The sequence below is a fragment of the Aquifex pyrophilus genome (assembly GCF_054656935.1).
This window is the reverse complement of the sequence record NZ_BAAHXJ010000015.1, coordinates 36,414-49,444: the sequence shown is the minus strand read 5'-3', so window position 1 is coordinate 49,444 and position 13,031 is coordinate 36,414. Positions and strand designations below refer to the sequence as shown.

General features: G+C 44.7%; 13 protein-coding genes and 1 tRNA gene. 5 read left to right on the top strand and 9 right to left on the bottom strand.

Annotated elements, in window-relative coordinates; all coding sequences use genetic code 11:
- The first annotated feature begins 1 nt into the window (after nucleotide 1).
- Genes ACYQZ0_RS08425 through ACYQZ0_RS08415 form a run of 3 tightly spaced genes read left to right on the top strand, consistent with a single transcriptional unit; the run spans nucleotide 2 to nucleotide 2,841 of the window.
- A complete protein-coding gene (locus ACYQZ0_RS08425) occupies nucleotides 2–1,384 on the top strand; it encodes a flagellar hook protein FlgE (RefSeq protein WP_459776150.1) in 1,383 nt (460 codons plus the stop codon).
- Nucleotides 1,385–1,388: 4 nt separating this feature from the next.
- A complete protein-coding gene (locus ACYQZ0_RS08420) occupies nucleotides 1,389–1,868 on the top strand; it encodes a flagellar basal body-associated FliL family protein (RefSeq protein ID WP_459776149.1) in 480 nt (159 codons plus the stop codon).
- Between the two features lie 7 nt (nucleotides 1,869–1,875).
- A complete protein-coding gene (locus ACYQZ0_RS08415) occupies nucleotides 1,876–2,841 on the top strand; it encodes a GDP-mannose 4,6-dehydratase (RefSeq protein WP_459776148.1) in 966 nt (321 codons plus the stop codon).
- On the opposite strand, the gene amrB is transcribed toward ACYQZ0_RS08415, so the two are convergent.
- The 5 genes from amrB to ACYQZ0_RS08390 form a co-directional block, all read right to left on the bottom strand.
- Entirely contained in the window at nucleotides 2,838–3,962 is a 1,125-nt protein-coding gene (amrB, locus tag ACYQZ0_RS08410; protein ID WP_459776147.1) for an AmmeMemoRadiSam system protein B, read from the bottom strand. The two genes, ACYQZ0_RS08415 and amrB, sit on opposite strands and share 4 nt — an antisense overlap.
- A complete protein-coding gene (gene clpX, locus ACYQZ0_RS08405) occupies nucleotides 3,959–5,191 on the bottom strand; it encodes an ATP-dependent Clp protease ATP-binding subunit ClpX (RefSeq protein WP_459776146.1) in 1,233 nt (410 codons plus the stop codon). Before clpX ends, amrB begins: the two co-directional genes overlap by 4 nt.
- Before the next feature lie 18 nt (nucleotides 5,192–5,209).
- On the bottom strand, nucleotides 5,210–5,815 hold the full coding sequence (clpP, locus tag ACYQZ0_RS08400) for an ATP-dependent Clp endopeptidase proteolytic subunit ClpP (protein WP_459776145.1): 606 nt from the start codon (nucleotides 5,813–5,815) through the stop codon (nucleotides 5,210–5,212).
- Complete coding sequence (gene tig, locus ACYQZ0_RS08395; RefSeq protein WP_459776144.1) at nucleotides 5,805–7,118, bottom strand: trigger factor; 1,314 nt, start codon at nucleotides 7,116–7,118, stop codon at nucleotides 5,805–5,807. Before tig ends, clpP begins: the two co-directional genes overlap by 11 nt.
- A gap of 21 nt (nucleotides 7,119–7,139) precedes the next feature.
- Nucleotides 7,140–7,226 (bottom strand) — tRNA-Leu (locus ACYQZ0_RS08390).
- 134 nt (nucleotides 7,227–7,360) lie between these two features.
- Here ACYQZ0_RS08390 and ACYQZ0_RS08385 point away from each other — a divergent pair.
- Entirely contained in the window at nucleotides 7,361–8,002 is a 642-nt protein-coding gene (locus ACYQZ0_RS08385) for a superoxide dismutase (RefSeq protein ID WP_459776143.1), read from the top strand.
- A 2-nt stretch (nucleotides 8,003–8,004) separates the two neighbouring features.
- Nucleotides 8,005–8,772: a hypothetical protein gene (locus ACYQZ0_RS08380; protein WP_459776142.1), complete on the top strand. Its 768-nt coding sequence runs from the start codon at nucleotides 8,005–8,007 to the stop codon at nucleotides 8,770–8,772.
- On the opposite strand, the gene ACYQZ0_RS08375 is transcribed toward ACYQZ0_RS08380, so the two are convergent.
- Genes ACYQZ0_RS08375 through ACYQZ0_RS08360 form a run of 4 tightly spaced genes read right to left on the bottom strand, consistent with a single transcriptional unit; the run spans nucleotide 8,732 to nucleotide 12,913 of the window.
- A complete protein-coding gene (locus ACYQZ0_RS08375; protein WP_459776141.1) occupies nucleotides 8,732–9,892 on the bottom strand; it encodes a hypothetical protein in 1,161 nt (386 codons plus the stop codon). The genes ACYQZ0_RS08380 and ACYQZ0_RS08375 overlap by 41 nt on opposite strands.
- Entirely contained in the window at nucleotides 9,889–10,539 is a 651-nt protein-coding gene (locus ACYQZ0_RS08370; protein WP_459776140.1) for a potassium channel family protein, read from the bottom strand. The genes ACYQZ0_RS08375 and ACYQZ0_RS08370 overlap by 4 nt, the downstream gene beginning before the upstream one ends.
- Nucleotides 10,536–11,867 carry a TrkH family potassium uptake protein gene (locus ACYQZ0_RS08365; RefSeq protein ID WP_459776139.1) on the bottom strand — a complete coding sequence of 444 codons (1,332 nt, stop codon included), beginning with the start codon at nucleotides 11,865–11,867 and terminating at the stop codon, nucleotides 10,536–10,538. Before ACYQZ0_RS08365 ends, ACYQZ0_RS08370 begins: the two co-directional genes overlap by 4 nt.
- Entirely contained in the window at nucleotides 11,861–12,913 is a 1,053-nt protein-coding gene (locus tag ACYQZ0_RS08360) for a ribonucleotide-diphosphate reductase subunit beta (RefSeq protein ID WP_459776138.1), read from the bottom strand. Before ACYQZ0_RS08360 ends, ACYQZ0_RS08365 begins: the two co-directional genes overlap by 7 nt.
- Nucleotides 12,914–13,031: the final 118 nt, after the last annotated feature.

The window sequence follows — 13,031 nt, the reverse complement described above, 5'->3', positions numbered from 1 at the left end:
TATGTTGAGGAGCTTTTTTAACGCAATAACGGGTATGGACGTCTCCCGTTTTGCCCTTGACGTTACCTCAGACAATCTCGCAAATGCTAACACCGTAGGGTTCAAAAGGTCCCGTCCCGTATTCCAGGATATGATTTCGCAGGTTATAGTTGGGCTGAACACCACAACGGGAACGGTAAAGACGACAACCTTCGGAGCGGGAGCGGTTGTTGACTCAACCCAGAAGGTCTGGACCATAGGAAACTTCAAGCAAACGGATATAACCACGGACCTTGCAATAGAGGGGAAAGCCCTCTTCATACTGAAGGACCCCGTAAACAACCAGCAGTTTTATACAAGGGACGGAAGGTTCAGGATAAACAGGGAAGGGTATATGATAAACCCAAATGGTTTATACCTCCAGGGCTTTAAGGTTGACCCAGTAACGGGTGAAGTAGCGGGAACTCAACTTGAGAATATAAGGGTAGAAACTCAAATACCTCCGAAGGCTACAGGAAAGATTTACTTCAATCAGCCCACAAACCTGAATGCGGACGTAAATCCACTGAATCCTGAAAATTTTGACCCTAAAAATCCATCAACCTATCACTATAGATACACAATTACGATTTATGATAGTTTAGGAAAACCTTACCAGGCGGATGTCTTTTTTATAAAAACTGATACAAATACATGGACAATAAAACTTCTTTCGGACATCGACCCTAATGAGGATGGGCCTGAACTGAGTGGAGAGTGGACGGTAACATTCGATGAAAATGGGAAAATAATATACGATGGAACTGATATAGTTTCTGAACCAAGTCCAGATGGAAGAAAAAGGTATTATTATCTTAATCCTGGAAATCCTGAAAATAGGAATCTAATTATACCTGATTCTACCCCTGAAGGAGGAACTTTCCCTGATGCAGACGAATGGAGGATTTATGTAGGTGAATCAGATGTAAATATAGAAGTTAATAATCCCATTCCCATTTCCTACATCACTCAGCACTCCGCGGAATTCGTTGTCACGATGGACCAGGACGGATATGCGAGGGGTGAGCTCGTAGATGTTTACATACTCTCGGAAGACGGCGTGGTTGTAGGTGTGTACTCAAACGGGGAAACTTTGCCCATGTATAGAGTTGCACTGGCCCAGTTCACGGACCCCGAGGAGCTCGTTAAAAAGGGAGCAAACCTTTACGCTTCCGTAAAGCCCCCAACGGTTCTCCTTCCCGGAGGGGCAAACAAGATAAGGTCGGGAATGGTTGAACTCTCTAACGTAGACATAGCAAAGGAGTTCATAAATCTCATAACCGCTCAGAGAACTTACCAGGCCAACGCGAGAACCGTAACAGTTGCAAACACGATACTTGAGGATACGATAAATCTTGTAAGATAAGAGTATGGCGGAAGAGGTTAAAGAACCTGAAGCGGGAGGAGGTAAAAAGAAGTTAATCCTTCTCCTTCTCCTTATAATCCTCCTTGCTGCTGCCGGAGGAGGGGCTTACTTCTTCCTGTTTGCAAAGAAAGAAAAAAAAGAGGAAAAAGCCTCCAAGGTAGCTCCCCCGGAAGTGGGGATAATGTATAAACTTGAACCAGCCTTCATAGTAAACCTTGCGGACCCCGAGGCAACTGTTTACGCAAGAATTTCAATAACCCTTGAGGTCGCAAACCAGCAGGTTCTTCAGGAGGTACAGAAAAAGGAGCCCGTAATAAGGGATGCGATAATTGAGATAGTGTCAAGCAAAACCTCTAACGAGTTAAGAACTCCCGAGGGAAGGGAAGAGCTGAAGCTTGAGATACTAAAGAGGATAAACACGATACTCGCGAAGGGCGGTGTAAGGAACGTTTACTTCACGGAGTTCGTCATACAGGTAGAATAAGGAGTTTATGAGAGTTCTTCTCACGGGTTGTGCCGGATTGATAGGATGGAAGGTAGGGGAAAAGCTTCTGAAAGAGGGGTACGAGGTTATAGGTATTGACAACCTTAACGATTACTACGACCCGAGGCTTAAACTTTACAGGCTTGAACAGTTAAAGAGGTATAAAAACTTCAGATTTTACAAACTTGATATAGAAAACAGGGAAGCCCTCGGGATTTTATTCAAAGACTACAACTTTGACGTTGTTATAAATGAAGCAGCAAGGGCTGGAGTTAGATACTCCATAGAAAACCCCCACGTTTACTTTACTACCAATTCCTTAGGAACCCTTAACCTCCTTGAGTTTATGAAGGAATACAACGTTAAGAAAATGATACTCGCCTCAACTTCCTCCCTTTACGCAGGTCAACCTATGCCCTTCAAGGAAGAACTTCCCGTAAACACTCCCATATCACCCTACGCCGCAAGCAAGAGGAGTGCGGAGATAACCGCATACACCTACCACTACCTTTACGGTCTTGACGTTATTATCCTGAGATACTTCACCGTTTACGGACCTGCCGGAAGACCCGATATGGCGGCTTTTAAATTCATATACAAAACGCTAAAAGGTGAACCCGTTGAGGTTTACGGAGACGGAAGTCAGAAGAGGGACTTTACCTTCGTTGAAGACGTTGCCGAGGCTACTGTGAGGGCTCTAAACCTGAAGGGATACGAGATATTAAACGTCGGGAATAACAGGCCCAGGGCTTTGAGGGAACTCATAGAGCTAATAGAGAGATACACGGGGAAGAAGGTAAAGGTCATTTATAAGGATTTCCACAAGGCGGATATGAGGGACACCTGGGCGGACATAGATAAGGCTAAAAAGCTCCTCGGATGGGAGCCAAAAACATCCCTTGAGGAGGGTGTAAGGAGAACCGTTGAGTGGTTTAAGGAAAATTGGGAGTTTATAAAAGAGCTGAAGGTTTAGGTAAAGACAAGGCCCGCGTAAGACACCTTTGAGTCTGTGGGCTTTTCGTCGTAAATCTCATAGTCTATAAGCCTCCCTTCTTTCACTCCTAAATTCTTGAGAACTTCCAGGAAAACGAAGTTGGTAAACTGGCCGTCTATACGGGTTCTGTTATTATCGCTCTCAAGGAGCTTAAAGGCTTCTTCGTTCTTTAACTCCGAAAGGAGTTTTATATACTCTTTATCCCTGAAGGAGGTGTCGTAAGAAGCTGGGTCTCCGAACTTCCTGCCCACGTGGGAAAAATCAACGCTTGAGATAATGAGGGGATTTTCCGCATCCTCAAGAACCTTGCTCAATTTATTGGCTATATCCTTAAGGGTTTCCCTATCCCCGTATGAGACTATTGCGGGAATAACCTTTATGTCAGGGAAGAGATGCTTTAAAAATATCGTCTGGAACTCTATTGAGTGCTCCTGTTTATAAGCGAGAACGTCGTGGAATATATCCCAATCAAAGAGAGTTTTTAAAGTATTTATCCTTTCCCTATCAACGCTGAGCGTTCCTATGGGCGTTTTCAGCTCAAGGGGAAGGACAGAGAAGGGCTTCTCATGAAAGTAGTGGGATACACCGAGAAGAAGAACAACGTCGTATTTATTCTCCTTTATGAGGGAGTAAACCTTTCCGTATACCCTTCCCGCAACCCTCAAATCCATATGGGGAACGATTATCCCCCTTGCTTCAACCTTTTCGTCGCTTTGGTTGAGCTGTTCCTCAATAAATCTCTTTAGCTCCTCGGGATTATCTGGGTAGGCCTCTCCCGCATGGGAAGGCTCACGAACTCCCTTCTTCAGAATCTTTTCCCTCTCTTCGTTTAGTTTTCTCAAAAATCTCTCGTTATAAAGAAGGAAGTTCTCATCAAGGAACTTAAGGACCTCTTCCAGGTCTCGGGAGCTTATCAGCTGTCCCGTTCTCTTGAAAATCTCCGCCTGAACTTCCCTTAAATCTTTACTCCCGTCAAGAAAGGAGAGAATGAATACAAGTTCGGGAGAAACGAGGAATGAGGGAGAGATACCCACGGGGTCCCTGAGGAGGAATTTATCCCCGTAGGGCTGTATCTCTAAGAATCTTACCCTCGGTTTCATACCGCTTCTTTGTAAAGGATTTTTGGCTTTTCCCTGTTTTTTACTACGTTCTCGTCAACTATCACCTCTTTTACGTTAGGCATTGAAGGAACCTCAAACATTATGTCCGCCATAACCTCTTCCATTATAGCCCTGAGTCCCCTCGCTCCTGTCTTTCTCCTTATAGCTTCCCTCGCTATCTCCCTGAGGGCTCCTTCGGTAAAGGTAAGCTTAACACCCTCAAGCTCAAAGAGCTTTTGATACTGCTTCACGAGTGCATTCTTTGGTTCAACGAGAACGCGCATGAGCTCTTCCTCGGTAAGCTCCTGAAGGGTCGCTATCACGGGGAATCTGCCTATGAACTCGGGAATCATTCCGAACTTTATGAGGTCATCGGGCTCAACAAGCTCAAGGAGCTTTCTCTCGTCCTTTACCTTCTTTATCTCAGCCTCAAAGCCCACTCTGGACTTTCCGAGCCTCTGCTTTATTATGTCCTCAAGGCCTACGAACGCACCTCCGCATATAAAGAGTATATCCGTCGTATCAACCTGCACAAACTCCTGGTGGGGATGCTTTCTGCCACCCTGGGGAGGAACGTTTACGAGGCTTCCCTCAACTATCTTCAGGAGTGCTTGCTGAACGCCCTCACCCGATACGTCCCTCGTTATGGAGGGGTTTATCCCGCTCTTTTTTGCTATCTTGTCTATCTCGTCTATGTAAACTATCCCTTTTTGAGCAGCCTTAACGTCGTAATCGCAGGCCTGAAGGAGTCTTACGAGAACGTTCTCAACGTCCTCACCTACGTATCCAGCCTCAGTGAGGGAGGTCGCGTCCGCTATCGCAAAGGGAACGTTAAGAATTTTCGCAAGGGTTCTCGCAAGAAGCGTCTTTCCCGAGCCCGTAGGTCCTATAAGGAGAATGTTGCTCTTCTCAAGCTCAACGTCGTCAAGGGTGAGACCGAGCTCCTTTGCCTTTATCCTCTTGTAGTGGTTGTAAACCGCAACCGAGAGAATCTTTTTAGCCCTCTCCTGTCCGATAACGTAGTCGTCAAGTATCCTCTTAATCTGTTCGGGCTTTGGTATCTCCTTTAGCTCAAACTTCGTCTCGGTTTTCTTGTTTTCCCTTACTACGTGATAGCACTTCTCAACACACTCGTCGCATATAAAGGTGTTATTCGGCCCCGCTATGAGGAGAAGAACCTCGTCCTGCCTCTTTCCGCAAAAGGAACAGAAGTGCTTGTTCTCTTTCATCCTTTTTAACCTATTCCTTCAGGAGCGTTTTTCAATAACCTTGTCTATGAGTCCGTATTCCTTTGCCTCCTCCGGAGACATGAAGTAATCCCTTTCTATATCCGCTTCTATCTTTTCCCTCGGCTGTCCCGTATGCTTAACGAGAATGTCTATGAGCATCTGCTTTATGCGTTTTATCTCCTCCGCATGGATTATAATGTCCGTCGCCTGTCCCTGAACGCCTCCAAGGGGCTGGTGAATCATTATCCTTGAGTGGGGAAGGGCGTACCTCTTTCCGGGCGCTCCAGCCGCGAGGAGTATAGCTCCCATAGACGCGGCCTGTCCCATGCATATGGTAACGACGTCGGGCTTTATATACTGCATGGTGTCGTATATGGCGAGTCCCGCTGTTACGGAACCTCCAGGTGAGTTTATGTAGAGGTATATGTCCTTGTCGGGGTCCTGGCTCTCAAGGAAAAGGAGCTGGGCAACAATCAGGTTGGCGACGTGGTCGTCTATGGGAAAGCCGAGAAGGACTATCCTGTCTTGAAGGAGACGGGAGTATATATCGTAAGCTCTCTCCCCTCTCGGAGTCTGTTCTATTACTATCGGAACGAGTTGGTCAATTATATCCTTATGATTCATCCTTTACCTCCTCTTTCGCTTCTTCCTTCTTTTCCTCAACCTCTTTTATCTTCACCTTTGAGATTATATCCTTGAGGGCTTTCTTCCTCCTTGCGTCTTCCCTCACAACAGCCTCAAGGTTATTCTCCTTAAAGTATTTCTTTATCTCCTCAACGGAGGTCTGATACTGCTCCGCAAGCTCCTTATACTGCTCCTCTATGTCCTCCTCGGTGGGTTCTATTCCCTTCTCCTGAGCGTACTTGTCAAGGGTGAAGCGGAGCTTTATATTGGCTTCCGCTATCGGCTTTACCTCCTCAACGAGCTTCTTGATGTCAACGTATCTCGTATCTATGCCGTAGGCCCTAAGCTCGTTTAGCCTCCTCTCAACGAGGAAGGATATCTCCCTTCTGAGAAGCGTCTGGGGTATATCTATATCGTGAAGCTCAACGAGTTTGTCCGCAACCTTCTCTTCTATAACCTGCTGTCTCAGCTTCTCTATTCTGTTTTTCAGGTCCTCCCTTATCTTATCCTCAAGCTCTTTCAGGGAGTTATAACCGAGCTCCTGGGCGAACTCGTCGTTGAGTTCGGGGAGAACCTTCTTCTTTATCTCCTTTATCTTAACCTTTATATTTACCTTTCCTATCTCCTTGCCTTCCTGGTCGTACAGGGGAAGCTCTTTCAGCTCTACCTCTTCTCCCGCCTTCTTTCCTTTAAGGGCTTCCTCTACTTCCTTTCTCAGCATTCCCTGGCCGAGTATCACCGAGGTTTCCTGCTTTACCTTTTCCCCTTCACCGCCAACCTCTTCAACTTCGTACTCAAGGACGAGCATATCCCCCTCTTGGGCCGGCTCGTTCTCTTCCTTTGGTTCCCAAACCGCGTTAGCCTCTCTTAGTCTTTCAAGCTCTTCCTTTACATACTCCTCCTTGAACTCTATCTTGGGAACTTCTACCTCAAGGTCTGCGATGTTTTTTAGCTCAAACTCTGGAGCGACTTCAAAGCTAACGGTGTATTTTACGCTTCCCTCTTCCTCATTTACCTCAAGTTTTTCAAGGAATACGTCCGCAACGGGTCTTATATTTGCCTTCTCAAGGGCTTCCTGGAGTGTTTCGTCCGCTATTTTCTTTCCAACCTCTTCCTCCACGTAGTCCTTATACTTCGCTCTAATTATCCAGAGTGGGGCTTTTCCCCTTCTGAATCCCTGTATCTGGACGTTCTGCTGCAGGTTCTTGTAGGTTTCCTCAAGTTTTTCCTTAACCTTTTGGTCCTTTACCTCAACCGTTAGGGATTTAAAGAGTCCTTCCCTGTCCTGAACCTCTACTTTCATTACGACCTCCGTCTATTTTACTGGTGCGGGTGGCGGGAGTCGAACCCGCACGCCCTTACGGGCACCGGATCCTAAGTCCGGCGCGTCTGCCAGTTCCGCCACACCCGCTAAATAAATTATTATATAGTTCGCAACGTGAAAAAAAGAACTCCTTCTTTTATGACCTTAGGCATATAAAACCTTAAAACTTCCAAGTTAAAATTTTTAAATAGAAAAAAGCTAACGAAAAGGAGGTGGCAAAAATGGGTGTGCACAAACTGGAACCCAAAGACCATTTAAAACCTCAAAACCTTGAGGGTATATCTAACGAACAGATAGAACCCCACTTTGAGGCACACTACAAGGGTTACGTTGCAAAGTATAACGAGATTCAGGAGAAACTCGCGGACCAGAACTTTGCGGACAGAAGCAAGGCAAACCAGAACTACTCCGAATACAGGGAGTTGAAGGTTGAAGAAACTTTTAACTACATGGGGGTGGTGCTCCACGAGCTTTACTTCGGCATGCTCACGCCTGGTGGAAAGGGAGAACCCTCCGAAGCCCTCAAGAAGAAGATTGAAGAGGATATCGGAGGACTTGATGCCTGCACGAACGAGCTAAAGGCCGCAGCTATGGCCTTCAGGGGATGGGCTATACTCGGGCTTGACATATTCAGCGGAAGGCTCGTGGTTAACGGACTTGACGCCCACAACGTTTATAACTTAACGGGACTCATTCCCCTCATAGTTATAGACACTTATGAACACGCCTACTACGTTGACTACAAGAACAAGAGACCTCCTTACATTGACGCATTCTTCAAGAACATAAACTGGGACGTCGTTAACGAAAGGTTTGAAAAGGCTATGAAAGCTTACGAGGCCCTCAAGGACTTCATCAAGTAAGCTTGCTCCCTTTTCTCCTTTCCCTTCTCCTTATCCTATCCTGCGGTATAAAAAGCTCTCCAAAACCACTCCCGGAACCAATTTTTACACTTAAAAGAATCGGAGATTACGTTTACGTAATAGGCGAGGACATTGAGGTAAAGGGCTTTAAAAAGCATAAAAACTTCTGGTATAAGAAGGAAGAAAGGGCCTTCTGTTTTTACGTTAAGCATGTTAAAGGTAAAGAGAAAAAAGCCTGCGTTCCCGAGGCGGGTCGGATAAAGCCGAGAATTTCATACGAAGAGAAAGAAGAGAAGGTCATTATAAGGGCTGAGGAAAAGGGAATTTACAACGTTTATCCTTATGAGGGAAACCTATTGATACCTTTTCCCTTAAAAACCTTTGAAGACTCTGCAGAGCTCCAAAAGAAATATGGGGATTACGAGGTCGGGATAACGAAGGTTATAAATGATGTTGAGTCCCAACCGGTAAGGTTAAAAATAAAAAGGAAGCCCTATCCCGTTCCTGAGCCTCCTTACTCTGCCGGATACGTAATCTCCGATGGGGAACTTATCCTTTACTGGTTTCACAGAGATTTTGAAAACTTAAAGGGATTTTACGTATATAAAAACGGGAAAAAGCTGAATAAAGAACCCATAAAGAGGAATGTTTATGTGGATAGAATGCCCGAGGAAAGAACGATTTATAAAATTACTGCAGTAAATAACTTCGGCGTTGAGAGTGAACCTGTCACCGTTGAGGTTCTTCCCGAGAAACCTCGGAAACCCTAAAGAGAACGAGGTACAGGGGAAGCAATGCATCCCAGAAAAAAGTAAAAATCGTTTGAACGAGGTGAATACCGAGGGGAATAGCAAGGATTAACGTATAGTAATCCTCCTCTCTTCTTATCCTGAAGGAGAGCATATACCTGAAGTAGTTAAAGTATATGAGGAGTATTCCGAGAACGCCGAGGAATCCCCTCTCAATAAACTCCGAAACCACGAATATAGACTCATACCTGTGAACTTTTGCACCGTATTTATGTTTCATATACTCCCCTGCACGGACCCCATGTCCTATCAGAAGGTTTAAAACCCTCTTTTCCTTTATATCCTCCTTTATTATCTCTATTCCGTCTCTCAGTATGCCGAGCCTGGCTGAGGAAATAGCGTTAAGAGTATTGTAATCAGGCTTTCTCTTTCCGAGGAAAATCTCGTTTAGGAGTCTAAACCTGTGGTCCGTCATTGAGAGGTATGTATAACCTCCTATGAAGCTGAATAAGAAAACGACGTTAAAAGCGATAAATACCTTTTTTGAGATTATCTTACTCCTCAGGAGAATGATAAGGGTTATGTAAAACATCACGAGAAGGGCGAGAATCATTGAACGTCTGTGACTCAGAAAGACAATTCCTATGAATAAAAGGAAGAGAAGGAAAAAGGAAAACCTCCTTTTTTGAATAAAGAGCGTTAAAGAAGTAAGGGAAAAAAGGGTGAAGAAGAAGCCCGTCTCAAAGCTACCTCCCCAGAGGGGCTTTGGGTCCTTTCGCTCATAGAAGTTGTAGAGGACTACGGGAAGGAGAACTAATCCTATAATAATCATAAGATAAGGAAATAGGCGGGAAAATTTGTTCGCATTCTCTTTATCAATTTTTAGGAAGTAAAGGAACTGGAATAATCCCTCCTCAACGGATTTTAAGAACCTCGGTGGGTAGTATAGGGCTGTTGAGAGAAGGGTTGAGAAGGTATATAGGGAAACGCCTATACGCAGGGAACCGGTGAAGTTCCTTTTAAAAATTAGGTTATACAGGGCTAAAAGGAGTGTGAGAATTACGAACCCTTCAAAGATAGATATTGAGACAAAGGCGGAAAGGGTAAGGGAAATAAGAAGCCAGAGCTTGTATTCTTTCATTTTGAGAATTTTAAAACGTTTTCTTCAGAGCCGAGTATCAGGAGAACGTCGTCCTTCTCAACGGTGTTCTCACCCGAAGGGTTTACTATAACTTTGCCGTCGGGCTTCTTTATCGCTATTACCGTTATGCCGAAGCGTTTTCTCAGGTCAAGCTCCTTTAAGGTCTTCCCTACGAAATCCTCCGGTGCTTTTATCTCAAAGATGCTGTATCCGGGTGCAAAGGGAAACTCCTCAATGACACCTCTGAATAAAAGGGTGTGAGCGAGCTTTATTGCGGTTTCCATCTCGGGATAAACTACTCTCTTTACGCCGAGCTTTTCAAGAACCTTTCCGTGAATGGGATTTATCGCCTTAGCTATAATCTCTTTTACTCCCCTTTCCATAAGGATAACGACTACGAATATGCTTGCCTCTACGTTTTGGCCAACGCTTACTATCACCGTATCCGCGTTAAATATTCCCGCTTCCTCAAGGGCTTTTTCATCGAGGGCATCCGCAACGTAGGCATGTGTTACCATGTCCGCAACCTGTTTAACCCTTTGCTCATCAAGGTCTATGGCTATAACCTCAGCTCCCAGCTCGGAAAGAGTTTTCGCCACGTAAAAACCGAATCTGCCGAGACCTATGACTCCGAATATCCTATTCATACGAGAATCCTCGCTTCGGGATATTTTATCCTCTGAACGGGAGACCTACCCGCAAGTGCGAGGGCAAACCCTAGAATTCCCACCCTTCCCACAATCATGGTAATGATTATCAGAATTTTCCCCGTTTGGGAAAAGTCCGCACAGTAGCTCAAACCGTCCGGGTTTCCTATGGAGAGCCCAACCGTTGAAAAGGCAGAAATCACCTCAAAGAAGGTGTAAAGAAAGTTAAGCTCCTCCGTTTTATCAAGGATTAAGTTAATTAAGGTTATAAAAGATATGGAAAGAGAAAGGATAACGAGGGCTCTTTTTATGGTGTTTTCGGATATGCTCCTGTCGAGTATTACAGTCTGTTCTCTTCCCCTAACGTAAGAAATCATCGCAAGGAATATGACGAGAAAGGTGGTCGTCTTTATACCTCCCCCCGTTCCTCCCGGGGAAGCTCCTATAAACATAAGTATGCTTATAAGGAACTGGGAGGACTCGGTGAGCTGGGACAAATCAACCGTGCTGAACCCGGCGGTTCTTGAGGAAACGCTAAGGAAAAAGGCGGAAAGAACTCTCTCAAACCATGTGTAGCCCCATATTCCCTTTTCGTTTCCCCATTCGGTTATAAGGAGTCCTAATGTTCCGAGAACTATGAGAAAGAGGGAAAAGGAGATTACGAGAACCGTATGAACGGATAGTCTCCTTATAGCTCCTTTAAGGTATAGATAAATGTCGTTTACAACGAAAAAACCTATTCCCCCAAGGATTATGAGAAGGGATGTTACGATATTAACGAATAAGTCTTCCCTGAAATCGTAAAGACCGTTTTTAAAGGTTGAGAAACCCGCGTTGTTAAAAGCGGAAACGGAGTGAAATATTCCGTTAAAAAGAGGGTCCTCCACTCCCTTTTCGGCAAAGTATAGACTTAGGAGAACAGCCCCAATTAACTCAACGGTGAAGCTGAATATAAAAACCCTCTTTAAGAAGAGTAAGAGTCCGTGGACTCCGGGATACTCAAGGGATTCTGCAAGTATCAACTGCTCTTTCAGACCGGGTTTTTTCCCGAGGATAACGAGGAAGAAGGTCGTTAGGGTCATGTATCCGAGACCGCCTATCTGTATTAGGAGGAGGATAACGAGCTTTCCGAAGATTGTAAAATCGGAGTAGGTATCAAGGACAACGAGTCCCGTAACAGTAACAGCGGAAGTTGAGGTAAAGAGGGCATCCAAAAAGGATATGGGCCTCGTAGTTGAAACGGGAAGGTAAAGGAGAAAGGCTCCGAGGAGTATGAGAAGGGAAAAGGAAAGGAGTAATGTCCTTGAAGGATTTAGCCTTCTTACCACTTGAGTTCGTTTGACTTGGTATAGGTCTGGGGCTTTGCCTGGAAGAAGTCGGTTTTTGTGTTGTTGATTTTGCGAAACTCGTCAATCCACTTCATCGGATTTTCCGTAATCTCGGGATAAAGGGGTTCAAAGCCTATCTGGGTGAGCCTTAGGTTTCCGAGATACTTTATGTATCTCTCTATGAGCGTGTCGTTAATTCCGAGTATCTGGTTCTGAGTTACGTATTTGCCCCACTCAATCTCTTCGTTTACCGCATACTTGAAGTATTCCCTTATCCATTTTTCCATCTCGGGACTGAAAAGTTCAGGATTTTCTCTTCTTAACGTCTGAATGATGTTCTTAAACAATGTTACATGGGTAAGTTCATCCCTGTTTATATACTTAATCTGTTGAACAGTGTTTCTCATCTTCCCTTGTCTTCCGAGGGTGTAGAAAAAGGCAAATCCCGAGTAAAAGTATAGACTTTCAAGGACGTAGTTTCCTATTACCGCTTTGAGGAAGTTTTCTTCCGTGGGCTTTCTTATGAACTCGTTGTATATCTCCGCAACGACCTTGTTCCTGTCAAGGAGCTTTTCGTCCTCCCTCCAGTAGTTGTATATCTCGTCCGCCTTTATCGGGTCAACGACGCTTTCAAGGATAAACTGGTAGGAGTATGCGTGAATGGACTCCTGAAACTCCTGAGCGGTTATCGCCATCTCAACCTCGGGAGCGGTTATCATCCTTCCGAAGTCTTTCAGCATGTCAACCTGGAAGGAGTCAAGGGCTATCAAAAAGGATAGAACAAGCTCGTAAGCCCTTTTCTCGTAGTCGCTTAAGATAGTCTCGTACTGCTTTCTGTCTTCAAGCATCTGTATCTCTTCGGGTATCCAGAAGTTCGTAAAGCCCATAGTTTTGTATAGGTCAAAAGCCCATTTATACTTAATCTCGTTGAGTTCCAGTATGTTCGTAGGATTTCCCTTTATTATCCTTCTTTTTTGGGCTTCTCTGTCTCCCTGGGGATTAAAGATAAGCTTTCTCATAAAGGTTTTTTTTTCGTTTTCTATCATTTACTCCACCTCCAAAATAGACAGCCCTGAATTCTAATTTTAACAGCCAAGAGTATAAATTTAATTATTCTTATTTTCCGCAATGATTATTGTATACTATTCTATCGCGGAAATTCAG